A 24,988-nucleotide genomic window follows, 5' to 3' on the forward strand; every position below is an offset into this window, starting at 1 on the left:
CCATCATGTTAATAGGGGATTCAAATAAATTTGCCATTCAGTTTGACCTTAATGCAGACTATGGTGGTTTTTGGATGTTCGGTAAGTTTTGCTATTGGATAGGTGGAATTCGTATTGGCGATTATGAGTCGGGTACATCATTACGAGATGTATTATTTTCACTTGAGTCCTTGGTTAAAGATAATAGCAATCGTTCCAATGAAAAACTATTTAATTTAGATGCTAAGGAGTGTTTCAATAGACTCAATGAAGCCCTGTATGGCGATTCTAACCAATATGACAGCATTTCTATCGAAGAGTCTTGGGCTCGGTTTAACGTCTGTCCGCTCTTGGATATTTTCAACGATTGGAAGATATTCTTAGTAGAGTACAAAGGTAGTGCACGTTTTTTAATAAGGAATTTGAACTCAGTAAAAAAAACAGATGACATTTTAGAATATATTGTTCAGGTGAGAGAATTTGAAACTGAATTATACAAAACTTATGAATTATTAAGCGAAATTTATGAAAACGAGATTAAATAGTACCAACATTACCTTGAAGAGGCTCAGGTATTTTCAAGGTTTCCTTTTGGTGGGGAGTAACCCATTATTCAACCAATAATACACTTAATTCATGTAATAGCATTACAAAAATTCATTCAATTCATTTGTGCGCACAGTGATGTATCTGCAAGGCGGGGCCAGCAGTATGATCCTCCAGGCCCCGGTGATTGATCAGGAAGGTACGGTGAAGGCCCCGGTGTTCGTGGCCGACCTCCCTCCTGTACCGGAGCCGCCGCTGATGAGTATCCAGGCGTACGAGGCCGCCCAAGCCGCAGCCCAGGCTTCATCGAGCAGCCCGGCCGAGACTCCTGCGGCGAAGATCACGAGCCCGGCAGCGCAGCAACAAGCGGAGGCCTTGCTGGGAACGGTGTCCAAGCTGTTAGGGGCGATTCCGGTAGTGGCCCGGGTAGCAGGTGTCTTCCTGAACGCTTTCGGATGTCCTGTGGGCAAGGCAGCAGGTATGATTATGCAGGCCACTGCAGCGATTCCTGTCCGGAGTACGGGAACGAGTCGAGCCGGGGGCGGAGCCGCTGGAGGGGGTCTGCATCCGCTGAAATATTTGGCGAGTCTGGCGCTGGAAGGGTTGATCAGCCAGTACGAGCTTGAGCAGGGAAAGCAAGACTACTATAGCAAGTGGATCCTGGGAAACGTGTTTACGAGTGCACGGCAGCTAGCGCATTCGGGCGGCCCGTTGGAGCTCGTTCAAAACCTGCTGGCAGAATCGAAGGCGATGTATCTTGCCTATCATCAAGTACCCGCAGACCTGAGGCAACGCTGGTGGGGCAATTACAAGAGCTATCTCGCTCAGCAGCCACAACCAGAGACAGAGAAACCTAAGTCCTGGTGGGAAAAAATGTTTGAGCAATATGGAGAAAATGAGATTCTTACTGCAGAAGCCAAGCGAGAATCGGCGCAACTTCAAATGGAATTGGCATGGGATGTTGCCCAGGGGGCCAATGAAACCATTAAGGTAAACCAATCGTTGGGTTTGTATGAGCAACGCGATTATCATCCCAACCATCCGATCGCGGGCAAGGTGGGGGAAATCGCAGGCAACGTGGTCAGTTCGTTGCAAGGAATCGGGGAATTTATCGCGGGCGCTGGAGGAGAATTATTTTCCGTGGCTGTATCGTCTACGGGCGTGTTAACGCTTTTCGGCGTACTTACAGGTGTTGCGTCCACCGGCCTTATGTCTCATGGAGGGGTGTTGGCCTACAATGGAGCCTCCAACCTGGGAGAAAGCTCTGCAGAGCTTTGGCAAATGATGAAGGGGGAATGGAAGCCAGGTGCTACGCCTCCTAAGTCTTCAAGTGCGAAGCCGGAGAAGCCGCCTAAGGCTGAGGAGTCGGGTGAAGTTCCCCAGTCCAAATCGAGCAAACCAAAAGAGAAGCCTCTCGAAGCTGAGGGGACGGGTGGAGCTAAAAAAACATTTGGAGAGAACGGCACTCAATTCGAAAGTAAGACAACATGGCAAAACGGTAAAACAGAAAGAATTGATGTTGAAAATCCAAATCCCGGCCAAAGAGATGGACAAATTCATTATCATGAGGCTAATAATACTAAGTGGTATCTTGATGTGGAAAATAAAGAGTTTTATAATCAAAAAACTGGTGAAAAGGCACCTAGTAAAATACAAAAACTTCTTAAAGATAAAGATGTTCAAAAGGCTATAGATAAAGGCCTTAAGTTTTTAGGGGAAGATAATATATTTAAATAAAATTTTGGGAGTGTAATAAAATATGGAGTATAACAACAGAAATATGTCTGATTTAAAAAGGGATTTATTCAGAAATTTAATAAGTACAACAAACAAAAACCTTTTTCAGTTGGAAAAGATAATATATCCCAAAATAGTAGAGGTTCGAGAGTGTTTTATTCTTGATATAGAGGGAGAATTAAAAATTGAAAACATAAATTGGGAAAGGGTAATGAAGTTTCATAAAGATAAAACAGGTTATGAGGCATCCTGTAATGAACTCCGTGTTAATGACTACATTAAGGATATAGATAAGACAAGGGATAATATTCTTATTTGTGCACTTCAGATAATGGAGGGGTGGGAAAATCAGTTGAGAAAATGTTTCCCTGGAAATAAATTTCTTATAGTTTTGAGTTATGATGACCAATATGCTACTTTACGCTTTTATAAAGAAAGACCCGAAGAGAAAAATTGGTTAAGTCATGATTTAGAAGGATATAAAGATCAAGCGATTATGGTAAAAGAAGTCTTGTGAAAGCAAATGTAGTATTAAGTACAAGCAACAGATGTTCTAAGTAAATAAAGTAGTTGACTGAGCATGGACTTGGTGATGTCCGGCTGCGTTCGCTGCTGCCGGTGCGCAGCCGGAAAAACAACTAGGAGCATGAGCTGAAACTTTTCCTGCAGCTCGACGTAGGAGCCACGCGGTCTGCTCCTGCAGTCTCCGGGTGGCTAATCGAGCGCCATTGTGTCACTGAACTGCAACTGCCCGGGACCGTCGGATAGGTATCAGTAGAAGCCTGTGGATCACCAGCTTGCCTTGTCAGTAGTACACGCAGCAGTAATGGAGGAGTCAAACTGGTGGTAATACAACTAAATTTGTTTCACTAATAATCAGGAGTGATCCTTTTGGAAGTTAAACAAGATCCAATCTCTTTTGATTCAGCTGAAAGGAAATGCCCTTTGGATGCTCAATTTGCCTCAGTGTCATATTGGTTTAATGAACCAAGAATCCTGTAAGAAGGTTATTGATTTATGCAAACCTTAGTTCGAATCTTAAATTAGTTTAAATCAGATGCTATAAGTCGGACGACGCGCATGGCCCGATCCTAGTATCTATTTTTTTGATTTGAGACATATGTACAAAATACGGGTTTTGTGAATAAGTATCAAGTAAATAAACCGGACCAGTCTAATTCAAGCAGTTTTTGCATCTGATCCGGCTTATTTATGCCTGTGGTATTATATAAAGATATTTACAACTCTTTATCATTTTTTTAGAATATTAATTTCTTTTACCTATGATACTTTTCATTTATTTAATGTGTTCATTCAAGACGATATTCTGTAATTAGACTGTACTTGGTTATGTAACTCGATTCGTCTGAATTATCAAATGAATTTCTCCGGATCTTACTTAATTCTGATCATGCAGTCCCAACTGCACGATTTGCTGTTAATTCATTTATTTCTTTACCTATGGATCCAATTAGTCCTGTTAATTAATTTGGCAATAAAATTTCATTTACACTGTTAGCTGCCTCATTATTAGGTTTACTGATTACATTTTCTCAGATTAGCCTATTTTTCAACTCATGTCACCTCCCTCTTTTATCATTAAATATTTACCATATAATAGCATTTTAAAACATGATCCATCTGAATATTTTGAATTCATGTCAGGTATTTTAAATTCTTCATCCTTCTGCTGCCTAAACCAAAATTTCATACTGGTTGTAGCATGAAATATCTGTTTACGCGATCTAATATGCACTCTTATACACGGAATAAAGTAAAACAGGCTGCCTCTTGGGCAGCCTGTCGTAGTTAATGTTATTTCCGAACCGAAAAAATGAACTTCTCCAATGATCCTATATCGGTAATGCTCTGATTACAAGCATCGCTCTCCAGACATACGTACTGGCCAATAGAAGAAATATTATCCGGCGAAGCGTTCGCTGGCTTGGTCTTAACCGTGAGGAATGCAAGCTCTTGATGACGATTACAGAACAAGCAGTACCCTTTCTTGTTAGTGGGCGTGATTCTTCCCTCGATACCAATGAACTGTCCTTCGAACGGATAGACAATAAATAATTTGTTCGTAGCTATGTCTACCCAACTCAGATACGTTACATATCGGAAGTCGATAGATCCTAAGTCAGGCACCTTCAGCTTCTTATTCTTAGGGAATAGTTTCTGAATCTGCTTCAACGTAATCGGTGGAAATGGCTCCAGACAGGGTTCTAATGCGCTCAGGTATCTCTGGAAATCATATGCACTTTCGAAGGTCGTTATTTGTTCGAGCATTTGCTGCTGATCATTTGTAAGATCAGGAATGGCTTCAATAATATTCGCTGCTGCACGATATCTTACAGTCTTCAAGACGTTTCGATCCGCGACGGTTCGCAGCGTTTTCTGCAGAAAATCCGTTTGTTTCTTAATGACGTTATATTGATGGTTTCTAATAAATGGTGTATTCATAGCTCTTCAGCCCCTTATTTTTTATATAAAAAACATAAGGTGCAAAGCCTATTATTAGAAACGATAAAGTTAAGGTTGGGCGATCGTATCCATCCTACCGCCCCCACGCAAAGTATCGCCCCAGATTAGGCTTTGCATGAGGACTTCCTAGCTAATGAGCAATTCTGCTTTGCCATCAGTAAAACCCCCAATCAAATTCACATGTGAAAAGTATATCAAGAAACACCAGGAGGTGCAATTTCTCTGTTTCCCTCTCACCTATTTTATTACTAACACATGTAGCGGTATCAAGATAAAAATACTCCCCGCTCTCTTGAAAATGTACCTGTAAGCTTCAATTCCTCTCCGCTCTGCATGCTCATACCTCAGCTCAAATGGAGATAAGCTCTTTACAATAAAGGGACCGTATAAATTATGCGGTCTTTTTAGCATGTTATCTGTAATAGTCAATGAGTGCGTCACTCAAGCTTAAGCAGTAAGCTCGTTCAGAAGGGATATATTGAACGTGTGGTATCTGAAACTGACAGGCGCCAGGTGCACTTGAAGCTTGGAATTAAGGGGCAAAACGTTGTCTCCGAAGAGGTTGGGCACGGGTCGTTGATGAGACCTTGAAGGCATATGGCCACATCGACATTCTCGTCAACAACGCCGGTGTTTCTGACCCGACTCCATTTATGGAACAAGCCGTGGAACGCTGGGAGAAAACGATGGGCATCAATGTAACCAGCATTTTCCTTGGACAAAACGCAGTCATTCCGCACATGATCGCGCCGGCGGAAGCGGCGCAGGTCCATACACTGCCAGTAAAGGTACCGTACGTATGTTGACCAAAGCTACTGCTGTAGATTATGCCAAGCGTAACATCCGCGCCAATCTTTACATCCAGGCTATATTGAAACTCCAATGACCGAGGATCTGCTCAAGGATGAAAAAATGAAGCAGTGTTTCTTCGCACAGACTCCGCTTATGCGCCTGGGCACAGCTGAGGACATCGCCAAAGGCGTTCTGTTCCTGGCTTCGGATGATTCCTCCTACATTACAAGTGTTGAGCTGCCAATTGACGGCGGATACTACGCCAAATAAATAATTATTGGGCGCGATTCTGTCCTCTACGGCTGCAGGTTCCGGCGGCTTACCTGGAGTCGAGCAGCGCCAAAGACCGCCAATAAGGTGAAGCTGGAACTGGCCGATGGGAGCATTGTGCTCACCTGTATGTCCCTCTCCCCAAAATGACGGAGAAATCTGTACGGATCAAGGGATGGCATTGAGCAGAACAATACGTTGCCCAGTATCTAATTAAATAATTAAATAGTCACATAGCAAAGTGTCCTCCTGGGACGAGTATCGTCTCCCCTGTAGGACACTTAAATCTTGTGATGCACCGCTATACCGCCAAATGTACTGCACCGTCTTTGTAAATATCTACTCTTTGCGCGCAGAGCAGCATGCCCAGTCCATTAGCTTGACCTTTTTCTCTTAAGTCCCTCTCTCTGCGTTCCCAGATTTCCCTGTCATGGATAATGTCATATAAATAGTAGCTCTCGGAATTAGCACCTTCCATCTCTTCCACGAAGATGAAGCTGCCTGGAAAAAGTGCCTTGAACCACTCAATAGCTTCCGTATGTGAGCTGAATACAGGGAGATCCTGTTCAAACCGCTCCGACAAATAACGTTGCTTCAGCCTGCCGATTCTTACGTAATAGTCATCAAGCGTTTGTGAAGTAATCATATCAAATCCCCCTTATGCTTCACTAAAAACTTTTTCCAAAAATATCATGTTCTTCAGCAGAGGGATATGATATTCTTCATTCTCGGGCACCAACAATCACTGGCACCACACCATTTATAATAGGGAGGCTATCTCTTTGGAAAACACGGATTGGATCTCACTCGCGGCAATGGTATTCACGTTGCTGCTCATGCTCAGGGTAATCAGTCTCAATAAGCGAGTCAACGAATTGCAGTCACAGCTGGAACGGATCGGCAGCCGGTCAGCGATGGATGGAGGTTTTATCAAGACGGGGATCGCTGCCCCGACGCCGCAATTTGTGCAGAATATGGATTTAATGCCGGATTTGGAGAACAGGCTGCGCCTGCTGCTGGCCGAAGGCAAGAAGATACAAGCCATTAAAGTACTTCGTGAAGCGCGGGACTTATCCCTAAAGGATGCCAAAAATTATATTGATGATATGGAGCGGGGGAAATAAGAAAAGCAGTACCCCCTGAATCAGAAACGGCTGCGCCTTCCTTAAAGGAATGGCGCAGCCGTTTCTTTGCAAGTATAAATAATCCTATATATCCTTACTCGAGAAGATACGTAACGAAATCAGATAAGAGCCAAATAGGATAATAATATAGGCCAGACCGCTGATAACCGGGATCAGAATGCTCTCGGTCTTGCCCGTGGTGACCCAGTTCGCCAGATCAGGTAACCATGTCATGAGCTTGGTCAAAGCGGCGAAATTAAGCATAATTAACATGATGAAAATAAAATTGACCACCTGAGTCCCTTTTTGGCCCAGCCAGTAGTGCAGCGGCAAGTACACTGCGGCTAGCAATGGGAAGCTCGCAATGCACAGGGCAAGCTCTCTCCAGGCAATAGGCTCTGTGGCCCGCCCGGCAATGAAAGCAACACCATACAGCAGCAAGGTACAAGCTAAACTGAGCAGGCAAGAAGGAAGCAGCACCAAATATTTGGCCATTACAATCTGCTGCCTCGGCATAGGAAGACTGATCAGGAATTTCTGATTGTTCTGCTGCACATCCACTGTACATGAATTGATTAAAATCAGCATGGCCGGAAACAAGGCGAACATGGTGTAGTTGTCAAAGTTGGTGTAGCCCATAATGATATAGTATGGAACAAGCAACAGCAGGAATTTTTGCAACAACATGAAGTCTTTACGGATTAGATACAGCGAGTTATACATGCACATCACATCCTTTAACAGTAAAATACATGATTTCCTCCAGCGTTGGCGTCTCACAAATTGCATTATCCTTGAAGAAGCGCTCCCCCTCTGCCCGGTTCCCGACCAGACCCTCGAAGCCGAGCGCACTTTCCCGAATCCCAAGGAACAAGCGGCGGACATCGCGGTCAAGCAGCTCCTTGCCGCCTTTGACCAGCAGATATTTCTCAGTCAGCGCTTCCTTCATCTCATTGAAAACTATCTTCCCGTCATTGATAAAGACGATATAATCGGCAATCCGGTCAAGATCTGTTGTGTTATGCGTGGAGAACAGAATCGACTTCTTCTCATCCTGGATATGTTCAGTGAGCAGATCCAGCATTTCTCTGCGGAACACAGGATCTAGACCCGATGTAGGTTCATCCATAATGAGTAAATCGGCTCCATGTGATAAAGCAATTGCCAGCGAGAATTTAATCTTCATTCCTTTGGACAAATCCTTAATCTTCTTGCCTGGCGGAAGCTTGAACAGCTCCTGGTATTTCAAGTATGTATTCTCATCCCAGCGGCTGTAAAAAGGAGCAATAATCTTCTTCATCTGCTTAACGGTAAGCTGCTCGTAGTAAATATTCTCATCTGACACATAACCGATTCTGCTCTTGATGTCCGGTTGATGCTCCTGGTTATCAAGCCCGAATAGGGTGATCTCTCCCTGATCCGGATGAACCATGCCCATGATCATTTTAATCAGCGTTGTTTTGCCTGCTCCGTTCGGGCCGATCAGACCGGTAATATACCCTTCCTTCATCGCCAGTGAAATATCCTGCAGCGCAAAACGGTCATAATGCTTGTGCAGGTGATTCAGCTCTATACAGTTACTCATCCCTTCTCCTCCTCATATAGCAGTTTCAGCATGTCCACAATCTCGGTGTATTGGAGTCCAAGCGCCCTGCTCTCATCAATGACTTCCTTCAGCTTAAGCTCCATAATCCGCAGCCGCTGCTCCTTGATAAATTCCTGATCAGCCCCGGACACAAAGGAACCCTTGCCGACGATGGAATTGATCAGCCCTTCTCTCTCCAGTTCCTCGTATGCCCGCTTCGTCGTGATGACACTGATCTGCAGCTCTTTGGCCAGCAGGCGGATAGACGGCAGCGGTGTCCCGGATACCAATTCACCCTGTAGAATCAGTTGGCGGATCTGCCCCACAATCTGGGCGTATATCGGCTCACCCGAGGTACTCGAAATCAAAATGTTCATGTTGCTGCACCATCATCCTTTTGTAACAATGTAGTTAGTGTATATATGTAATATATACATTATATATAAGCATGTCAATAATATCCTATTATAGGATGCAAACAGGCTGAACCCTCAATTGCTTGCGGGTTCAGCCTGAAGTGAACAGTCTCTTCTCATCATCTTCAACCAATAAATCCGGTTGTTCTTAAGAAATGGCACACGATGTCCAACTGGTACCCTACCCGTAAAGAGAAGTCCAGACTCCAGCAGGTCTCAACGGTGACCGCCTTCGTACCGAGAATTTCCTGAACCGCCTTCCGCGAGGTTCCATTTCGCTCACGCCGCCGGATATTGAAATGATAGGAAGACTTAGTTATGGACCGGTTCATTCGTTTAACGATTTGCTTAGCCACTCTAGCTGTACGGCTTCCTGGGCTAATAATTAAAGTCTGGCCAACCCGTTTGGGATTTTTTTGTGAAAGTCCGTTCGCTTCATGCAGATCCAGATACCACGAAGGGCCATGGTGCTGTGCCAGCTGAAATAAGGCTCCTGCCAGCGAATGGCTGGCCTTCGATTTACCACGGTAAGGAAAGGTCCGGTTTAAATCCGGCTTGCCTCTGATCTTCTTACGGTAAGCCTTTTTATTCACCAGAGGGACTATAATAAGTCTGCCTTTTAGGAGGATCAGTTCTCTGCGGGTGAACATTCCCGCCAGATTTTGCGCTGCACGGATGCTGGCCGGTTCATTCCCGTGTATTCCAGACACCACCATAAAGACCGGGCCGGGACGTGGGCCACTTACGACATAATAGGGAGTTGCATAAGACGTATCTGGCGCAAGCATACTTTTCTCGACGAACACCAAATCTCACCTCCGGAGCGGTTCCGTAAATGAATATCTATATATAAGTATTCGTATTGCTGCTTAAAGTTTGGACACTCCGGGAAAAACATCGTCCATTAGCCTCAGCAGGCTCCTGTCTAGACACAAAAAGCCCGGTTTCCCGGGCTCTGTTAGTCATACTTTTATGCTATTGATACTGCGGGAGCCAGTCGCCGTGGGCAGCTATCAATTCATCACACATGTTCACAATATCATCCATCGACAGCTCTGCCGCCGTATGCGGGTCTAGCAGGGCCGCGTGATAGATATGCTCTTTTTTGCCGGTGATTGCCGCCTCGATGGTCAGCAGCTGTGTGCCTATGTTCGTGCGGTTCAGAGCGGCGCATTGCGGAGGCAGATCCCCTACAAAGGTAGGTGTAACCCCGCTGCTGTCCACTAGACACGGAACTTCGACACAGGCCTCCCGTGGCAAGTTGGTGATCAGCCCTGTATTCATTACGTTTCCGCCAATCTTGAACGGTACATTTGTCTCGATTGCTTCCAGAATATAAGAGGCATATTCATGCGAGCGTTCATGCTGAAGCTCGTGGTTGCCGACGAGTTCCTCGCGCAGCTGCTGCCAGCGGCCAATCTGCTCCACACAGCGGCGCGGATATTCGTCGAGCGGAATCTGGAAGCGTTCGATCAGCTCCGGGTAGTTCCTTTTTATAAAATAAGGATGGTATTCCGCGTTATGCTCAGACGATTCTGTAATGTAGTAGCCGAACTTCTGCATCATTTCATAACGTACCATATCTGTGTGAGGCTCCAGCTGTTTCTCTGCCGCACGGCGCTTAATCTCCGGATAAAGATCCTTCCCGTCCTTCGTGACCTCCAGCAGCCAGGCCATGTGGTTGATTCCGGCGATCTTCGCCTGCACTCCCGTCTGGTCGATTCCAAGGTGGCCAAATAATCCGGGGATACACTGCTGCACACTATGACACAGTCCTACTGTCTGCACACCGCCATAGGTGTTCATTACATTCGTCAGAACAGCCATTGGATTGGTATAGTTCAGGAACAGCGCATCCGGGCAGACCTCGCGTACATCCGCAGCAAAATCCAGCATCACCGGGATGGTGCGCAGATTGCGGAAAATACCGCCGATGCCGACCGTATCCGCAATTGTCTGCCGCAAACCGTATTTCTTCGGAATTTCAAAATCGGTTATGGTGCAGGGATCGTAACCTCCGACTTGAATCGCGTTAATGACATACTTGGCGCCGCGCAGCGCTTCTTTACGGTCGGAGTAAGCGTTAATCCTGCATGTGCTGCCGCTGCTATTCTTAATGGAGTTAAGCATGTTCTCTGAGTCCTTTAGCCGCTGATGATCAATGTCGAACAAGGCAAGCTCGAAACCCTGCAGCGCCGCTGTCGCTATGCAGTCACCCAGAACGTTTTTGGCGAAAACAGTGCTTCCTGCACCGATAAATGTAATTTTGGACATGAACAATACGCCTCCTGTTGGTTGCGGTAAGAATGCCTGCCTTAAGCAAATAAGGAGTTTATGCAGTGGTGAATAGGGCAGATGATTGCAGTAATGGCAGTCATTATCCGCTGTTTCCTTGCTATATTCACTATAAATTAGAATGCCGGAAATGAGTATGGAGAAATACAAGTGAGATATGGATCTTTGTTGCATTTGGAATCGTGATGTAGTAGCCTGAGATTAATTGCAATATCAATATGACTCACTCATTTATGTATGGGAGGCCCTTCAATGAATCTCGAACATTCGTACTTCACTGCCAGCTTTAATCTCGTACCAGAAGAGCAAGACATGGCCGTATTATTCAGTGGTGAAGGCAGACCCGTACCCGGTCACAAGATCGGCCCCTCCGTGCATGATTATTTTTTGATCCATACCGTGCTGGATGGTGAGGGCTTCTTTCAAAGCGGGAATGTCTCGCTGCACTGCCGGACCGGAGACACGTTTGTTATTTATCCGGGGTCCCTATTCAGTTACCAGGCAGACAAGGACAGCCCTTGGCACTACGTATGGGTAGCCTTACAGGGTGAAGCTGTTGCGGCACTGCTCTCCGATGCCGGGATTACCAAGGAACGTCCGCTGCTGCATTCGGGGAATACCCGTGAGCTGCACAGCCTGTACGAACATATTCGCTTGGCCTTCCAGCAATCCCCTTATCCCCGCCTGGAAAGCCTGGAGGCCTCCGGCTGGACCCGGCTGCTGCTCCACCAGTTTGGTCTGGCCAACCTCAGTGTCCTTCCAGCCCGTCCCAAAGAAATGCCTGAGGTCATTGACCGCCAGATCGACCAGGCGATCCGTTGGATCTCGCTGCAGTTCCACCAGCAGATCAGCATCGACCACATGGCGGCGACGTTGGGCTATCACCGGGTGCATCTGTCCAAGGCATTCAAACAAAAGACCGGTTTGTCTCCCAAGCAGTATCTGCTGAAGATGCGGATGGACAAAGCCAGGGAACTATTGGGGGGAACACTCACCATCGATCAGGTGGCCTCATCTGTCGGATTCAACGACGCCCTCTACTTCTCTAAGCAGTTCCGCAAATACACTGGCATGCCGCCGAGCGAGTATCGCGCCGTTCTCCGTGAGAGTTAAGGGGAAATGCTGAACAACCCTGACGGAATTCACCGGCAGGGTTGTTTTAAAACCTATTACTTTCTTACCGTCTTGTCAACATATTGACCTGTCAATGGATCATAGTGAGGACGTTCCCCGGCGATCTTAAGCTCAATTCGTTGCACCGAATACAGCAGCTCCCCGAAACCGATAAAAAACACGCCAATCAGGCAGGACCAGATGAACAGATAGATACCGGCAGATAATGTACCCATATTCATGGCGACAGGAATCGAAGCAATCAATCCAAGAACAATTATACCGCCGCCTAAATATTTTAAATGTTCGCCTTTCATTGACTTCCTCCTATCTGCAGAACAGACTCATTATAATTTGTTGAAATTCATCCCGATTAGACCTGCGACAAAACTAACCAGCAAGTAGACAATGATCATCACAAGCGAAACTTTAAACAGGTTAACCGATCTTTTCATTGTTTACTTCACCTCCTGTTAGCCCGCCTAATGGGTTTCTTATTTATCCGATGAAAGAAAATGAAATCCTAAATTATTCCAACGGCTACTCGTGCTAATTGTAGTGTTTCAATACCTTCCCGTCAATGTTGCTCCTTGCAGCGTATTAGTTAATTGATGCAATTAGGGTGATGCGGTATACTGCTGTGTAGACTTTATACTAGTGCAGAAAAGATTAAGGAGGTTGTCTAATTGAAGGAGATTCGTATGCAATCAAAAGACCGCGCCGTAAGCTTCAGACTCATTGAAGAGTCTGGAGAATTTATAGTGTTTGACATGTCATTGTCTGGCCCTGCGCGGGATAGAACAATCTACAGCGGAACAAGTTTTGAAGCGGCCTGGAAAGCTGTCGAGGCTATAGTAGGGGTAACGGCTATACCGGACGAATTCAAACCATATGCAACATTGAAGTAACAAGCAGAACGCAATTTTTTATGACATGAACATATAAATTTTAAAGAAAGGGTCCCAGGATTGGGACCCTTATTTATGTAGTCGCTTGAATAACATCGTCAATCATAATCCAATCATATTCATACTCAATCTGTAATTTGACCTGTCGCATTTGCAGGTCCACTGACATGACAACGCCCCTGATCTTATGATCTTTCTCTGGATCGAACAGCGTGATCGTGATCTGTTCGTTGTAACGCTTGGAATAAGCAAGCACTTGATCTATCAGCTCCCATTCCTGAGCATCGAGCACGGGTTTGCTTCGCAGGCGCTGTCTTTCTTCATCCTGGATGATCCGGCGCTTGTGCTCCGGAGTCATCACCCGGCTGCAGTCGAATATGCTGTCAAATTTCTTCATGTTGTCTGACCTCCTCAGTCCCTATAAATAAGAACACTTGTTTGTATTATAACCATCTTAGAGAAATTAAAGCAACGGAAAAATCCGCCAGTTGAACACTGGCGGACTGAGAGCTAAACGTTATTAGATTGAATATTACACCAAGAAAGGTATGCCCGATTCACCGCGACGACCAGGTTATGGGGACAATTATTTCATGTTCTCCACCGGCAGATTCATAACGAAGTACTGAATAGCCAATTCTTTTTCAATCGTCTTCAATACATCTTCTTTCGTACTCTCGTACACAAACGTTTCCTGCTTTAAATAAGTCAATACAATATTGCAGCTATGGTCAAAACTGGCGAGAGCTTTGCTGTCTTTCTCTTCAAGCTCCAACCGCATTTGGGTAACCAGAATCAAATATTCTTCAATCAAAGCCATCCGGTACGCATCTTTCAATACGTCAGCTTGTCCCCAAGCATACATGCCCCCCTCTATTACTTCAGAAGAGTGCTCCACATACTCAAGACTTGAGTTCAATAGCAGCAATTCGATCCGTTCAAGGATTTCATGATAAATCCCTTTGATAACATTCCTTGTATCCACAGCCATTCACCTCTCCAACTCCATTTTTCTGAGAAAATCAACCTATCCGTCCTAACTGGAGGGTGCTTGGGTCTAGATTCACTGTAAACAGTTTCTTTAAGAATAACCCGGTTTCAAACTAATGTATATAATAATAATACAATATTGTAACCAATAGGTCTGTTAAATTCTTCTAATCCTGTTTAATGATAAGTAGAGATCATAATGCCACAGTTTCAAAAGGAAGTGAAACGAATGAGAAAAATAGAAATACAGTCGGCCTTGGAGCAAAGTATGAAGCAGCGTGTTCATCTTGTGAGCGGTGAAACTTTTACCGGCCTTTGTGAAATTGATCATCCTTCGGATTCTTTAAGCATTTCAACAAATAAAGGTATCCTTACGGTACCTTTTTGGACCATAAAACGTTTTGTTCACAGCAGAACATAGTCAAACCAGCCTTGCTTTTTTAAAAAAATCAACCCGCCAAGATACGGACTGGCGGATTGATTAATGTACGCATTTCATGCAATTATTAGCTGAATTTCAATCCCAAACTTATATCTATAATTTACCATCCAAATGCCATGAATACAAGAAAATTCAACTGTAGCCAAGCATATTGCACATAAAGGCGGGGAAATAACTTCACCTTGGAACCACAGCGTTCGATTCAGCAGCCGGCCATTGCAGCCAGGCAGCCTTGCGAACCGGTCCTATAGACAAAAGCCGTACATATCACATGCGGACGTATGATTTTGGCTGGGAGGATGCTCTCTATAATCAGCTTTTGCTGAGCACCACCCGTGTGACGGGCAAGCCGCCCATATCGGATTTTCACTTCAGCTCTTCGGCCGGTATGACGGCATGAATGACGAAGGTCTCAGCGTGACCATGACCTCCGGCAGAATCCGGCCAGAAATGACAGGTGAGGGTTTTGTGTTCCCGGGAGTGGTTCGGGCCCTGCTCGATGACTGCACTACAACCAGAGAAGCTGTTACCCTGCTGCGCAGCATGCCGATCTCCGATTACAGGAACTTTCTGGTTTCCGACAGGCACGGTTCAATGGCATTGATCGAAGTAGCTGGGGCACATAAAGAAATTAAGGTTTATGATGCCAGGGCGGCGAGCCTTCCCCAGCTTATCGTATCCACCAACCACTATACGCTGCCAGCCATGCAGCAACATAACCTTCAGCTGATGCATAACTCGCAAGCGAGACAAGAGGCGATGTACTCTACTCTCTGGAAAGCAGGAACGGACTACAATCCGCTGGAAGCAATGAAACAACTGGCAGAGCGGCAGCCGGCTGGCCTGTTATTCAGGTCCGGTTGCCGCTCTATTCATACTTTTTTCTCCGCTCACTGCATGGCTTTGTTTAGGATGGAATGTACAAAAGCTGTCTTGCCCTCCGTATAGGCTTCTCTGTCATTGCGGTATTGTTCTGCCAGGGCCAGCTTTACTTCCTCATACGCCCGAACCGCAGCAGGATGACTCCGCAGATAGTCCCGGAAAGCAATATGCTCCAGATAACCTTTACCGTCCTTGGGACATACATAAAGATGATATTGCATCAAACCGTCATCCTTCTCGCACTCAAATACCTCTCTGCCCTCAATCCCAAGATTTCCAAGATGCACATAACCAAATTCCCGGAACCTCTCGACAATACCAGGCAGTGCCTCATAGCTCTCCATCACAAGATCCAGGTCTATAATCGGTTTGGCCGCCAAACCTTCAATTGAGGTGCTGCCCACATGCTCGACAGCAATGACAAGATCTCCAAGGATCTCAAGCATCCGCTTTTTGATTCTGCTGAATTCGGCCTTCCAAGCGGGATTATAAGGAACCACTTCAATAGGAACAGGGCTTACAGCGATGACCGTCACCTTCTTTGCTGGGTTAGTTATTTTATTGTCAGCTTACTCTAAGCCTTCGCTCTTTGTAAATGATCCGGTACACACTCCAGAGAGGCTACGCACCCCCGATTTCAGATGGCTGGGATAAAATGCAAACCAGTTTCTCATACTATCTGTTAGCAGATGGAGGTGAAATCATGCCCAAAAATAGTGCCGATCCCAAACACGACCGTGCAAATAATAAAGCAGATAAGAAAAACAACCAGCAAAACCATGCACATCTTACTGAAGAACCCCAGATGTTAAACACCAATAAGGCTGAAGATTATGTTCCCAGTTTGAATGGTGTCACCAAAAATGAAACTTAAGCTGTAAAATTGTACAGCACACAGGCTGCTCCCCCGTCGCTGAATAACGGGGAGCAGCCTCTTCTTGTCTCCAAGTAAATATTTTTAGTTTTTCATTCAGTTGACTTGTCCCGTGGCTGAATGATAGGCTTTTCTTCTAAGCCTTGTTAAGGAGAATGCCCGATGAAAAAAGCGACCATGAAGGATATTGCCCGTCAGGCGAACGTTTCAGTAGCTACGGTCAGCTATGTGCTGAATAATGTGAAGAACCAGACAATCCCTGACCCGACCCGGCAGAGTATACTGCAAATTGCCCGGGAGCTGAATTATGTCCCGAATCTCGCGGCGCGTTCCCTGGTCAAACAACGGACCGGACTGGTCGGCATTCTGATTAACCGGACATCCGCTTTGCCCTATTGGAAACGCCAAAATTACATGTCGCTGGTGGAAAGTCTGGAAGCGATGCTAACAGAAGCCGGTTATCATACTCTGCTTGTCCGTTTAAATCCCCTTAATCCTGCGATGGATGTAATCCGTGAACGCAAGCTGGATGCTGTCTTTGTGCTGGACGTTATGGATGAGATGTTCTACCGGATATCCGCCAATTTTGTGGAAGGCGTTCCTCTGATTCTGCTCGACAGCATCATCGATGACAGTCTTTTTAATCAGGTTAATTATAACTATCCCCAAGCGTTGCAGGCCGCTGTATCTTCCTCCACAGCTCCCTCCTGTCTGGTCATGGAGAGTTATCATAACAAGGCGTTAGCGGAGTGGATCCTTGCTGGATCGGGATTGCCGCGGGAGCAAGTTCATATTGTCAACAATTCCCAAGAGGCACAAAGTGAACTCGTGAGCTTTTTGACCCTTAACCGGGATAAGCATATCATCGCCATCAATGAATATTTGGCAAAAGCTGTTGAAAAAACTGCCTTGGCCTCTTCAATTACAGCCATTTGCACCTGCGGAGTACCGGAAATCCTGCTGGACAGTACGACAGTCATTCAGTTTCAGAACGATAGAGCACTGACCGCCTACGAATTAATGACATCTGTTATTCGCGAACAGTACGATTCCAGTCTGACAGGCAGCAATCAATTTTTGGTTGAAGTTCTCCAATAAATTCTTTATAATAACTTAAACGTTTAAGTTAAGTGATTACGAGGAGGTTTTGTTGATGAATTCTACCAGCGCTGAGATCGTGAATGCCCCTATGCCCCAAGTGAACTATCCGGTTTTACGTAAAAACAAAGTTTTCCTGCTGTTGTTCACAGCCAGTACGCTTACGATACTGGGAAATGCCTTTCACAGTCTCGCTCTTAGTCTATGGGTACTGCAGGAGACTGGCAGTGCAAAAATGATGAGCATCATGACTGTCAGCAACCTTGTCATCTGTTCGTTGCTGGGCAGCGTAGCGGGCACCCTCGCCGATCGCGTCAACCGCAGAACACTGATTGTATGTGCCTATCTGGTACAGAGCATCACTGTACTGGGAATCGCTTACGCCCTTACCAGCCCTAATCTCTCCTTCGTCCTGATTGTTTGTCTTACCGGAATTGTAACCTCTGCCGGACAATTTCAGTCTCCTGCCTTTCAGGCTTCCCTGCTGACTGTTGTCGGCAAAGAACATATCCAGCAGGCAGCAGGCTGGATGACCTTGTCAGAGAACATCTCCCGTACTGTTGGTTACGCGCTCGGCGGAATCTTTGTCGCTGCCTTCGGTGGCGCTTGGGCGATCTTTGTAGATGGGATGACCTTTCTGTTAGCCTTCCTGCTGGTGCTAGCCTCAGGCTCATTCACTGGTGTTACAGCCGCACGTGGACCCAAAAAAACGTTCAAGCAGGATATTTTCAGCGGTTTCCGTTATATTTGGAGTAATCCATTTGCTAGAGCTGTTACCTTACTGCTTCCCGTACTCACACTATTTTTCCTCTCCTGCCTCATGCTGACACAAGTCATGGCCGTGCAGGTATGGAAGGCAAGTCCGTTTCAGTTCGGTCTGATGGAGAGCTGCATCCCGCTCGGGTACATGCTTGGATCGGGCTTGATATTGACTGCCGGGAACAGGATCAGGCACCGTGGTCTGCTGGTCGCTGTCAGTCTCCTGCTGCTGGGTCCGCTGTACGCCCTGCTGTCGGCTATTACCTCAATGATGCTGGCCATCCCGCTCATTCTGCTAATCGGCTTCACCTTCTCATTCAGCACTTTACTAATTAATATCATCCTGAGACTCGAGGTGCCTGAGGACCTGCAAGGGCGGATGTTCGGTGTACTGGGGTCCTTAATGAGTGTAGGTCCCCCTTTGGGACTTGCTGTCTTTTCTTCGTCAGCCGACCATTTTGGAGCCTCTGGAACCATGCTTGCTGCCGGTCTTATCCTTTTTCTGTTCGGCATCGGAGCTGTATCCCGACTTAAAGTAGTTCGTGAATATAAATAAGAACTGGAGTGAAGTTCATTGGGACATACTGAATTGATTATGAAGTACTTGCGTGAAAATCCGCTAAAAAATGTAACCCCGTTAAAGATGATGACCGCTTATCATCAGGTGATAGACAGCTATCTGGTTCAACAGCAGGAACACTGGGGTATTCTGTTGCTTCTGCCTGCAGACGCTTACTCTTTTGATCAACGGATATATCCGGATGCCGAGAAAATAGTGCTGATGGATTACAGTAGCCCCGAAGTGCTGCCCGAGCTGCTACAGCGATTGCCCAGAGAAACGAATCTAGTCTTCAAAATTCAGGAGCAGACACGGATTGCGATTGCCGGTCAATTTCCGCTGCACAAAGTACGATGCTTTTATTCCTATAGTTCTACAGCAGAGCAACGTTTCGATCCGTACGCCGAAGCTGTACTAAACGAACAGATGGATGAACGGCTGCTCCCATTATGGCGGGCGAATGATTACAGCAAGGAAGAAATTGAGCATTGTTTTGCAGACGGCGCTTTTTCCATATCTATATTCATGGGAGACACGCCACTCAGCACCTGCCTCGTATTCCGCAACGAGGAACAAATCTGGGAAATCGGGGCCGTGCGTACGGCCGAAGCCGGCAGAAGAAGCGGACTTGCACAGCGGGTCGTCCGCACTGCGGTATTCCATACGCTGCAGAGAGGTTATATTCCAAGATATCAGGTGGAGGATACCAATATCGCCTCCATTCGTTTGGCCGAATCCGTCGGCCTTACGCTAACTGTGAAGCTGGAGCATTGGCTAAATTATATAGAACAGCCGAAATGATCAAAAATTAATCACCGTAATATTCTGGAAATTGTTATATAATGCGAGGAGCAGCAATAACAATTTACTTATGAAGGAGTTTGTTCATGAGCTATCAACCGTTTGGACATCAGGACTATTACACGCCGCCACCGCCGCCGGCACAGACAAATGGTAAATCCATTGCCTCATTGGTGCTTGGGATTCTGTCCATTGTGTCACCATATATCGGGATTCTATTTGGGATTATTGCGATTATACTTTCTGCGATTTCCCTGAAAGAGATTCGTACCCGTTATGAAGAGGGAAGAGGTCTAGCCATCGCCGGCCTCGTCTGCGGGATTGTCGGGACGATTATTTACACCTTACTTATTTTACTGTTTTTATTCGCCCTTTTTGCTTTTAATGAAATAGATTCTGGTAGCACATTCCACTTCAGCACCAACAACATCTGATAGGCTGTAAGAAATGCAGGATTTTCGAGTAAATGGACTAAAAAGGAAGCTGAACCGGTTTCGATATTCGGTGTCAGCTTCCTTTTTTATTGCGGCGGGCAGCCTTTGGTCAGATGAATATTGATATTTTGCTGCTGGCGGTATTCAGTCGGAGTCAGTTGGAATCTTTTACGGAACATCTGAGTGAAATGGCGCATGTCCTGATACCCCACACGTTCTGCGATTTCAGCCAGCTTCAGCTTGGGGTTCAGCAGCAGCAGCTTTGCTTGTTCCAGCCGCAGTGAGGTGACGTATTCTTTGTACCCCTGCCCTGTCTTTTGCTTGAACAACTGGCTGAAGTACGCCGGGTTCAGGAACACGACAGAGGCCATCTTCTCCAGCGATAGATCCTCGTTGTAATGCTCCCTGATAAAATGCAGTGCAACGTCAATGGCCTTCTCTCCGCTTCCCTTCAGCGGTTCCGCCTCAAACGCTTGTGAAGCGGATGCTTCCCTCATCCGTTTCACGACCTGCGGCACGGTATTGAAATCATAACTCAAGCCGGAATGCAGGATTTGAAAAGGCATCTTCAGATAATGGTTGAGATGGGCACGAAGCTCCTCCCGAAACGGTTCAGTCCGCTCGTTCTCCCTCAAGGTAACCAGGCCGAGTAAACTCTGCCGGTCGAAATTGACGACAAAACCGTTCCCATGCAGCTCGATCAGCTCGGAAAGTACATTCTCCACGATAAAATGCTCCAGGCGCGCGCTTTTTTCCCCCGGGTCCAGCTGTACCATCACCAAGTAAAAGTTGTGATAATCTTCGATGAACGGACCAATATCCAAATTGCCGATATCAAGGCCAGAGGCCAGCCGCTGGAATACACCTTCCCGCAGAAATTTGAGGCTAGCCTTCAGCCTTTCCCCCTGCCGTGAAATGTCGTTGTCCTTCTGGATCTCCAGCGTCAGATTATTGATAATCTCCTCCAGCTTGTTTTTGCCGATCGGCTTGAGCAGATAATCCCTCGCTCCAAGACGGATCGCCTCCTGTGCGTAGGAGAACTCACTATGAGCGGAGATCACGATCCATTTCACATAGGGATATCTGCGTCTGGAAATTTTCATAAACTCAAGGCCATTCATACCCGGCATTAGGATGTCAGTCAACACGATGTGGATACGCTGTTCTTCCAGCACCTTGACGGCTTCTTCGGCCCTTTCAGCCACAAAAACCTGATACTCCGGATACAGATGCTTAATCGTGCGTTTGATGCCTTCGCGGATAACCCGTTCATCATCGGCTATGAGAATGTTCACTTGTATGTGTCTCCCTCCACTCTAATCGGAAGCATGATGGCAACCTGTGTCCCTTCTCCGGGTAAACTTTGAATCTGCAGACCGTAACTATCCCCTAACATATACTGCAGCCTGCGGTGGAGATTCTGCAAGCCGATGCCGCCTTTGCCGCCTTCTTTCGGACTGTCTCCGTTTAGCGAATCCTGCAGCCGCTCCAGCTGTTCCGCATTCATGCCATTGCCGTTATCTTCAACGAATAACTTCAGAACATTCCCTTCCTCACGGGTGTACACCTTCAGGATACCCTGACGGTTAAGCGATTCCAATCCATGCTTGACAGCATTCTCGATCACCGGCTGTACCGTCATCTTCGGAACGCGGATATTCAGCCAGCGCTCATCGACTTCGGCGACAATCTGCAGCCTGCCTTCAAGACGGATGGAAATGATCTTTAGATAATGGCCGATCTGCTCCATCTCTTCCTCAAGGGTAACTTCCGCGCCGTCTTCCCACTGGCTGCTGTAACGGAACATGGAGGACAATGAGAGTACAAGCTCTCCCAGTTGCTCATTCCCCTCCTCATCAAGCATCCAGTAAATCATATCCAGTGTGTTGTAGAGAAAATGCGGGTTCACCTGGGACTGCAGCGCATGCAGCTCGGCGTTCTTCTCACTGACGGAAGAGAGCTTGACCCGTTCGATCAATTCCTCAATCCGCCGGACCATCCGGTTGAAAGAAGCGACGAGAATATTGATTTCCTGATAGGAAGACACATTAACCACGCCCCGGAAGTTTCCGATTTCCACCTGTTTCATCTCCCGGATCACTTTCTTGAGCGGTGAGGATATGGTCTGCGACACAATCGAAGCAATCAGGGTGGATACGATAATCAGAATGGAAATAACAATCAGCAGATATCGCTTCATCTCGATCAATTCCACATTGAGATCTTTGTCCGGAGTGATGCTCATTACCCACCACCCGGAGAAAGACAGCTTGGAGGCTACAATTAAGCGGTCTCTTTCCTGCTGCACAATGACATCCTTATCCCCCTGCAGGGACGGCAAATTCTCCACGACTGGTGACGGGTCCGTAGCCGAGGATACAAAACGCCCATCCTGAGACATCAGATAAACCTGGCTGTGCGCTCCCAGCTTCAGATTATCCAGCGCATCAAGAACAGGCTGCGGGTTCGTTTCGTACAGAACGATGCCTATCGGCTTGTGTTCATTGAGATCATAAATTTGCCGCCCGAAAGCGAATACAGGACTGTCCTCGACCTCATCAATGAGCGAATGCTCGTACACGCCGAGCCAGACCATTTTCCCCGTAGAAGCCTTAAGCTCATGGTACCAGTCCTCGGTGTGGTACTCCGGGTCAACCACGTTCATGTAGTTGCCGTAATTATAAATTTTGCCTTTGTCCATGATGACATGGATGCCTACCAGATCGTCCCGCGAATAAAAAATCGAGCCAATGATATTTGTGATAGTCTGTTCATTGATAAAAGCCACTGCCGGTTCATCAGTTGTTTCATTAAGCAGGCGAACCATCTCAAAGTTATTGCTGAGTGATTTGGACAGGGAATCATACCCCTTGTAGAGCAGGGTAAACAGCCCGGCCGTTTGAGCGACGTTCTTCTGCGACAGATCACTGATCTTTTCATGCAGCTGAACAGTAGTCCGGTTATAGTACAGCAGGCTGACAATCAGCAGAATACTGGACATGCAAAAAAGAAACAGCAGAAACAACCGATGGTGGATGGAATGAAAGCCATTTCGCATAGGACTCTCCTCCTTTCAACATCTTGTGTCTGCCGTTCCCTATTATAAATCCAATACAAATTTAATTGCAACGCCCATTAACCCTTAACAGCTCCTGCCACCATCCCTTTTGTAATCCGGTTGGACAGGAAGAAGTAGATCAGGATGACCGGCAGCGCGCCCATGACGAGGAATGCGCCGATATTTCCATAGTTGACTGAATACTGGCTGACAAAAGTGTAGACCCCGAATGGCAAGGTCTTCAGTTTCTCGGAAGAAATGAAGGTTGCCGCCAGAATATATTCGTTCCAGATGTTGATGAAGGTCAGGATGCACACCGTCATCACCGGCGGGATTGAAACCGGAAGAATAATGCTGCGGAAGATGCGGTATACACTGGCTCCATCGATAAATGCAGATTCCTCAATTTCATGCGGAATGTCTCTCATGAACCCGGATAGGATGAACACGGCAATTGGCGTGGAGAATGCAATATAAGGCAGAATCAGTGATAAATGTGTGTTCAGGATATGCATATTTTTGAAAATGATCATCAGCGGCAGCAGAGTCGCCTGCATAGGGATCATCATACCCATCAGAAAGACCATCATTACAATGTTTCCATATTTCCAGCGGAACCGTGAAATCGCATAGGCAACCATGGAGGCCAGCACAATGACGAAAATCATCGTAACCGCCGTAACAAACACACTGTTGGACAAGTATTTCAGATAACTCCCCGAAGTATAAGCTTCGCTGTAGTTATGCCATTGAAACGATTTTGGAAAGGAAAAGAAGCTGCCATCCATAATTTCTTCGTTGGTCTTCAGGGAATACAGCAACAGCCATAACAAGGGATACAGCTGGGTCACTACAGGAATGGCGAAAAGAAGATACACGATTCCTTTTTTGAATTTTCGCATGATCGCGCACTCCTTTTCTAATTGAATTTCCGCTCGATTTTATTGAATACGGTATTGATGAATCCGGTAAAGACCAGGCAGACCACAACCAGGAAGGTGGCAATCGCACTGCCGTATCCATACTTGAAGGACATAAAGGAACTGTTATACATATGGGTAGAGATTACATCGGTAGCATGTGCCGGGCCCCCCGCTGTCATGACCATGACCAGATCGAAGGCCTGCAGTGAACCGATAAACGCCAGTACAATTGATATTTTAAAGATCGGAACGATCAGCGGCAGGGTGATGTAACGGTCCGCCTTAAATCCATCTGCTCCGTCAATTTTAGCCGCTTCATAAAGCTCATCTGGAATATTGGACACCCCGGTATACTGAATCAGCAGATGGTAGCCGAAGAACTGCCAAAGCGATACGAAATAGAGTGCGAACATGGCAATCTTGGGTTCAGTGAGCCAGTTATGTGTCCAGCTGTCCAGTCCCAGGGAGATCAGAACCCCGTTCAGCATACCTCCTGCGGAAGCCGGATTGTAGACCGTTTTCCACAATTGGCCGATAATGACGACGGAAAGAATAACCGGTGTGAAATAGATCGAAACCAGAGTATTTGCTCTTTTCAAATAACGGTTAAGTAAAATAGCCATAAACAGGCACAGTGGAATTTCCAGCATGGAAGCCACCGCATACAGCAGTGTTCTTCTTACTGATGGCCAAAAGACAGGATCATTAAAAAACATATCTTTAAAATTGCCGAAACCGATAAACTCTGCAGAAGTGAGACCGTCCCACTTCAATAAGCCTGTATACAATGAAACCAGTATGGGAACAAACACAAGGCATACATATAAGAGCAGACCTGGCAATACGAAGACGGCTATTGTTCGTCCTGGCACCTTTAGTACTTTCATCTTTCCCGCCTCCTAAACAAGCAGATTTCTTT

29 protein-coding genes and 2 pseudogenes are annotated in these 24,988 nt (G+C 46.3%); 15 read left to right on the forward strand and 16 right to left on the reverse strand.

What is annotated here, in order from left to right:
- Positions 1-5: 5 nt before the first annotated feature.
- Positions 6-524 carry an immunity 42 family protein gene (locus NST07_RS18000; protein WP_342479902.1) on the forward strand — a complete coding sequence of 173 codons (519 nt, stop codon included), beginning with the start codon at positions 6-8 and terminating at the stop codon, positions 522-524.
- 192 nt (positions 525-716) lie between these two features.
- Here NST07_RS18000 and NST07_RS18005 read toward each other — a convergent pair whose 3' ends face one another.
- A complete protein-coding gene (locus NST07_RS18005) occupies positions 717-995 on the reverse strand; it encodes a hypothetical protein (RefSeq protein ID WP_342479903.1) in 279 nt (92 codons plus the stop codon).
- Positions 996-1,104: 109 nt separating this feature from the next.
- Here NST07_RS18005 and NST07_RS18010 point away from each other — a divergent pair, with 109 nt between their 5' ends.
- Complete coding sequence (locus NST07_RS18010) at positions 1,105-2,262, forward strand: hypothetical protein (RefSeq protein WP_342479904.1); 1,158 nt, start codon at positions 1,105-1,107, stop codon at positions 2,260-2,262.
- Positions 2,263-2,284: 22 nt separating this feature from the next.
- Positions 2,285-2,779, forward strand: a complete 495-nt coding sequence (locus NST07_RS18015) for a hypothetical protein (protein WP_342479905.1) — start codon at positions 2,285-2,287, stop codon at positions 2,777-2,779.
- A 1,298-nt stretch (positions 2,780-4,077) separates the two neighbouring features.
- Here the strand turns inward: NST07_RS18015 and NST07_RS18020 are convergent.
- The gene (locus NST07_RS18020) at positions 4,078-4,725 is read right to left on the reverse strand and encodes a FusB/FusC family EF-G-binding protein (RefSeq protein ID WP_341093530.1); all 648 of its coding nucleotides are present in this window, start codon (positions 4,723-4,725) and stop codon (positions 4,078-4,080) included.
- A gap of 608 nt (positions 4,726-5,333) precedes the next feature.
- Here NST07_RS18020 and NST07_RS18025 point away from each other — a divergent pair.
- Both NST07_RS18025 and NST07_RS18030 read left to right on the forward strand, forming a co-directional pair.
- Positions 5,334-5,552 carry an SDR family NAD(P)-dependent oxidoreductase gene (locus NST07_RS18025; RefSeq protein WP_341093531.1) on the forward strand — a complete coding sequence of 73 codons (219 nt, stop codon included), beginning with the start codon at positions 5,334-5,336 and terminating at the stop codon, positions 5,550-5,552.
- 61 nt (positions 5,553-5,613) lie between these two features.
- Positions 5,614-5,808 (forward strand): annotated as a pseudogene (locus NST07_RS18030) (SDR family oxidoreductase); the annotation flags it as partial.
- A 301-nt stretch (positions 5,809-6,109) separates the two neighbouring features.
- Here the strand turns inward: NST07_RS18030 and NST07_RS18035 are convergent.
- Positions 6,110-6,454 carry a hypothetical protein gene (locus tag NST07_RS18035; RefSeq protein WP_341093533.1) on the reverse strand — a complete coding sequence of 115 codons (345 nt, stop codon included), beginning with the start codon at positions 6,452-6,454 and terminating at the stop codon, positions 6,110-6,112.
- Positions 6,455-6,590: 136 nt separating this feature from the next.
- Here NST07_RS18035 and NST07_RS18040 point away from each other — a divergent pair, with 136 nt between their 5' ends.
- Entirely contained in the window at positions 6,591-6,932 is a 342-nt protein-coding gene (locus NST07_RS18040; protein WP_341378783.1) for a ribosomal protein L7/L12, read from the forward strand.
- A gap of 84 nt (positions 6,933-7,016) precedes the next feature.
- Here the strand turns inward: NST07_RS18040 and NST07_RS18045 are convergent, their stop codons facing one another.
- From NST07_RS18045 to NST07_RS18065, 5 genes are all read right to left on the reverse strand, one after another.
- Positions 7,017-7,655, reverse strand: a complete 639-nt coding sequence (locus NST07_RS18045; RefSeq protein ID WP_341093536.1) for an ABC-2 transporter permease — start codon at positions 7,653-7,655, stop codon at positions 7,017-7,019.
- The gene (locus NST07_RS18050; RefSeq protein ID WP_341093537.1) at positions 7,648-8,517 is read right to left on the reverse strand and encodes an ABC transporter ATP-binding protein; all 870 of its coding nucleotides are present in this window, start codon (positions 8,515-8,517) and stop codon (positions 7,648-7,650) included. Before NST07_RS18050 ends, NST07_RS18045 begins: the two co-directional genes overlap by 8 nt.
- Positions 8,514-8,894 carry a GntR family transcriptional regulator gene (locus NST07_RS18055; RefSeq protein ID WP_038592576.1) on the reverse strand — a complete coding sequence of 127 codons (381 nt, stop codon included), beginning with the start codon at positions 8,892-8,894 and terminating at the stop codon, positions 8,514-8,516. Before NST07_RS18055 ends, NST07_RS18050 begins: the two co-directional genes overlap by 4 nt.
- A gap of 164 nt (positions 8,895-9,058) precedes the next feature.
- Positions 9,059-9,739, reverse strand: coding sequence for a succinylglutamate desuccinylase/aspartoacylase family protein (locus NST07_RS18060; RefSeq protein WP_341093541.1), 681 nt, complete (start codon positions 9,737-9,739; stop codon positions 9,059-9,061).
- Between the two features lie 169 nt (positions 9,740-9,908).
- A complete protein-coding gene (locus NST07_RS18065; RefSeq protein ID WP_341378786.1) occupies positions 9,909-11,207 on the reverse strand; it encodes an alpha-glucosidase/alpha-galactosidase in 1,299 nt (432 codons plus the stop codon).
- Between the two features lie 273 nt (positions 11,208-11,480).
- Between NST07_RS18065 and NST07_RS18070 the strand changes: the two genes are divergently transcribed.
- Positions 11,481-12,341: an AraC family transcriptional regulator gene (locus NST07_RS18070; protein WP_341378788.1), complete on the forward strand. Its 861-nt coding sequence runs from the start codon at positions 11,481-11,483 to the stop codon at positions 12,339-12,341.
- Between the two features lie 56 nt (positions 12,342-12,397).
- Here the strand turns inward: NST07_RS18070 and NST07_RS18075 are convergent, their stop codons facing one another.
- On the reverse strand, positions 12,398-12,658 hold the full coding sequence (locus tag NST07_RS18075) for a hypothetical protein (protein ID WP_341093545.1): 261 nt from the start codon (positions 12,656-12,658) through the stop codon (positions 12,398-12,400).
- Positions 12,659-13,027: 369 nt separating this feature from the next.
- On the opposite strand from NST07_RS18075, the gene NST07_RS18080 reads away from it, so the two are divergent.
- On the forward strand, positions 13,028-13,249 hold the full coding sequence (locus NST07_RS18080; protein WP_342479906.1) for a hypothetical protein: 222 nt from the start codon (positions 13,028-13,030) through the stop codon (positions 13,247-13,249).
- Positions 13,250-13,322: 73 nt separating this feature from the next.
- Here NST07_RS18080 and NST07_RS18085 read toward each other — a convergent pair whose 3' ends face one another.
- Both NST07_RS18085 and NST07_RS18090 read right to left on the reverse strand, forming a co-directional pair.
- Positions 13,323-13,646 (reverse strand): YolD-like family protein, encoded by a 324-nt coding sequence (locus NST07_RS18085; protein WP_341093549.1) that lies wholly within the window; start codon positions 13,644-13,646, stop codon positions 13,323-13,325.
- A gap of 189 nt (positions 13,647-13,835) precedes the next feature.
- Positions 13,836-14,234, reverse strand: coding sequence for a hypothetical protein (locus NST07_RS18090; protein WP_341093551.1), 399 nt, complete (start codon positions 14,232-14,234; stop codon positions 13,836-13,838).
- Between the two features lie 234 nt (positions 14,235-14,468).
- Between NST07_RS18090 and NST07_RS18095 the strand changes: the two genes are divergently transcribed.
- Positions 14,469-14,660, forward strand: coding sequence for a hypothetical protein (locus tag NST07_RS18095; RefSeq protein ID WP_341093553.1), 192 nt, complete (start codon positions 14,469-14,471; stop codon positions 14,658-14,660).
- 360 nt (positions 14,661-15,020) lie between these two features.
- Positions 15,021-15,629 (forward strand): annotated as a pseudogene (locus NST07_RS18100) (C45 family peptidase); the annotation flags it as partial.
- Here the strand turns inward: NST07_RS18100 and NST07_RS18105 are convergent.
- Positions 15,572-16,099 (reverse strand): GrpB family protein, encoded by a 528-nt coding sequence (locus NST07_RS18105; RefSeq protein WP_341093555.1) that lies wholly within the window; start codon positions 16,097-16,099, stop codon positions 15,572-15,574. The pseudogene NST07_RS18100 and the gene NST07_RS18105 overlap by 58 nt on opposite strands.
- Before the next feature lie 167 nt (positions 16,100-16,266).
- Here NST07_RS18105 and NST07_RS18110 point away from each other — a divergent pair, with 167 nt between their 5' ends.
- The 5 genes from NST07_RS18110 to NST07_RS18130 all read left to right on the forward strand — a co-directional run bounded on the left by NST07_RS18110 (position 16,267) and on the right by NST07_RS18130 (position 20,088).
- Entirely contained in the window at positions 16,267-16,437 is a 171-nt protein-coding gene (locus NST07_RS18110) for a hypothetical protein (RefSeq protein WP_341093556.1), read from the forward strand.
- 162 nt (positions 16,438-16,599) lie between these two features.
- Positions 16,600-17,535: a LacI family DNA-binding transcriptional regulator gene (locus NST07_RS18115; protein ID WP_342479907.1), complete on the forward strand. Its 936-nt coding sequence runs from the start codon at positions 16,600-16,602 to the stop codon at positions 17,533-17,535.
- Between the two features lie 55 nt (positions 17,536-17,590).
- Positions 17,591-18,850 carry an MFS transporter gene (locus tag NST07_RS18120; RefSeq protein WP_341093559.1) on the forward strand — a complete coding sequence of 420 codons (1,260 nt, stop codon included), beginning with the start codon at positions 17,591-17,593 and terminating at the stop codon, positions 18,848-18,850.
- An 18-nt stretch (positions 18,851-18,868) separates the two neighbouring features.
- Positions 18,869-19,654, forward strand: coding sequence for a GNAT family N-acetyltransferase (locus NST07_RS18125; RefSeq protein WP_342479908.1), 786 nt, complete (start codon positions 18,869-18,871; stop codon positions 19,652-19,654).
- Between the two features lie 86 nt (positions 19,655-19,740).
- A complete protein-coding gene (locus NST07_RS18130) occupies positions 19,741-20,088 on the forward strand; it encodes a DUF4190 domain-containing protein (RefSeq protein WP_342479909.1) in 348 nt (115 codons plus the stop codon).
- 86 nt (positions 20,089-20,174) lie between these two features.
- On the opposite strand, the gene NST07_RS18135 is transcribed toward NST07_RS18130, so the two are convergent.
- From NST07_RS18135 to NST07_RS18150, 4 genes are all read right to left on the reverse strand, one after another.
- Positions 20,175-21,383 (reverse strand): response regulator, encoded by a 1,209-nt coding sequence (locus NST07_RS18135; protein WP_341093563.1) that lies wholly within the window; start codon positions 21,381-21,383, stop codon positions 20,175-20,177.
- Complete coding sequence (locus NST07_RS18140; RefSeq protein WP_341093564.1) at positions 21,380-23,146, reverse strand: sensor histidine kinase; 1,767 nt, start codon at positions 23,144-23,146, stop codon at positions 21,380-21,382. The genes NST07_RS18135 and NST07_RS18140 overlap by 4 nt, the downstream gene beginning before the upstream one ends.
- 77 nt (positions 23,147-23,223) lie before the next feature.
- Positions 23,224-24,048, reverse strand: a complete 825-nt coding sequence (locus NST07_RS18145; protein ID WP_340898057.1) for a carbohydrate ABC transporter permease — start codon at positions 24,046-24,048, stop codon at positions 23,224-23,226.
- 17 nt (positions 24,049-24,065) lie between these two features.
- The gene (locus NST07_RS18150) at positions 24,066-24,956 is read right to left on the reverse strand and encodes a sugar ABC transporter permease (protein ID WP_038592609.1); all 891 of its coding nucleotides are present in this window, start codon (positions 24,954-24,956) and stop codon (positions 24,066-24,068) included.
- Positions 24,957-24,988: the final 32 nt, after the last annotated feature.

This window comes from Paenibacillus sp. FSL L8-0340, assembly GCF_038593145.1.
Taxonomy (GTDB): domain Bacteria; phylum Bacillota; class Bacilli; order Paenibacillales; family Paenibacillaceae; genus Paenibacillus_AQ.

What these genes read in the sequence shown, in the direction of transcription:
- NST07_RS18000 (WP_342479902.1), top strand. Translation starts at nt 6, where the DNA reads ATGTTAATAGGGGATTCAAATAAATTTGCCATTCAGTTTGACCTTAAT.
- NST07_RS18015 (WP_342479905.1), top strand. Translation starts at nt 2,285, where the DNA reads ATGGAGTATAACAACAGAAATATGTCTGATTTAAAAAGGGATTTATTC.
- NST07_RS18020 (WP_341093530.1), bottom strand. Translation starts at nt 4,725, where the DNA reads ATGAATACACCATTTATTAGAAACCATCAATATAACGTCATTAAGAAA.
- NST07_RS18035 (WP_341093533.1), bottom strand. Translation starts at nt 6,454, where the DNA reads ATGATTACTTCACAAACGCTTGATGACTATTACGTAAGAATCGGCAGG.
- NST07_RS18045 (WP_341093536.1), bottom strand. Translation starts at nt 7,655, where the DNA reads ATGTATAACTCGCTGTATCTAATCCGTAAAGACTTCATGTTGTTGCAA.
- NST07_RS18050 (WP_341093537.1), bottom strand. Translation starts at nt 8,517, where the DNA reads ATGAGTAACTGTATAGAGCTGAATCACCTGCACAAGCATTATGACCGT.
- NST07_RS18055 (WP_038592576.1), bottom strand. Translation starts at nt 8,894, where the DNA reads ATGAACATTTTGATTTCGAGTACCTCGGGTGAGCCGATATACGCCCAG.
- NST07_RS18065 (WP_341378786.1), bottom strand. Translation starts at nt 11,207, where the DNA reads ATGTCCAAAATTACATTTATCGGTGCAGGAAGCACTGTTTTCGCCAAA.
- NST07_RS18070 (WP_341378788.1), top strand. Translation starts at nt 11,481, where the DNA reads ATGAATCTCGAACATTCGTACTTCACTGCCAGCTTTAATCTCGTACCA.
- NST07_RS18075 (WP_341093545.1), bottom strand. Translation starts at nt 12,658, where the DNA reads ATGAAAGGCGAACATTTAAAATATTTAGGCGGCGGTATAATTGTTCTT.
- NST07_RS18085 (WP_341093549.1), bottom strand. Translation starts at nt 13,646, where the DNA reads ATGAAGAAATTTGACAGCATATTCGACTGCAGCCGGGTGATGACTCCG.
- NST07_RS18095 (WP_341093553.1), top strand. Translation starts at nt 14,469, where the DNA reads ATGAGAAAAATAGAAATACAGTCGGCCTTGGAGCAAAGTATGAAGCAG.
- NST07_RS18110 (WP_341093556.1), top strand. Translation starts at nt 16,267, where the DNA reads ATGCCCAAAAATAGTGCCGATCCCAAACACGACCGTGCAAATAATAAA.
- NST07_RS18115 (WP_342479907.1), top strand. Translation starts at nt 16,600, where the DNA reads ATGAAAAAAGCGACCATGAAGGATATTGCCCGTCAGGCGAACGTTTCA.
- NST07_RS18120 (WP_341093559.1), top strand. Translation starts at nt 17,591, where the DNA reads ATGAATTCTACCAGCGCTGAGATCGTGAATGCCCCTATGCCCCAAGTG.
- NST07_RS18130 (WP_342479909.1), top strand. Translation starts at nt 19,741, where the DNA reads ATGAGCTATCAACCGTTTGGACATCAGGACTATTACACGCCGCCACCG.
- NST07_RS18140 (WP_341093564.1), bottom strand. Translation starts at nt 23,146, where the DNA reads ATGCGAAATGGCTTTCATTCCATCCACCATCGGTTGTTTCTGCTGTTT.
- NST07_RS18145 (WP_340898057.1), bottom strand. Translation starts at nt 24,048, where the DNA reads ATGCGAAAATTCAAAAAAGGAATCGTGTATCTTCTTTTCGCCATTCCT.
- NST07_RS18150 (WP_038592609.1), bottom strand. Translation starts at nt 24,956, where the DNA reads ATGAAAGTACTAAAGGTGCCAGGACGAACAATAGCCGTCTTCGTATTG.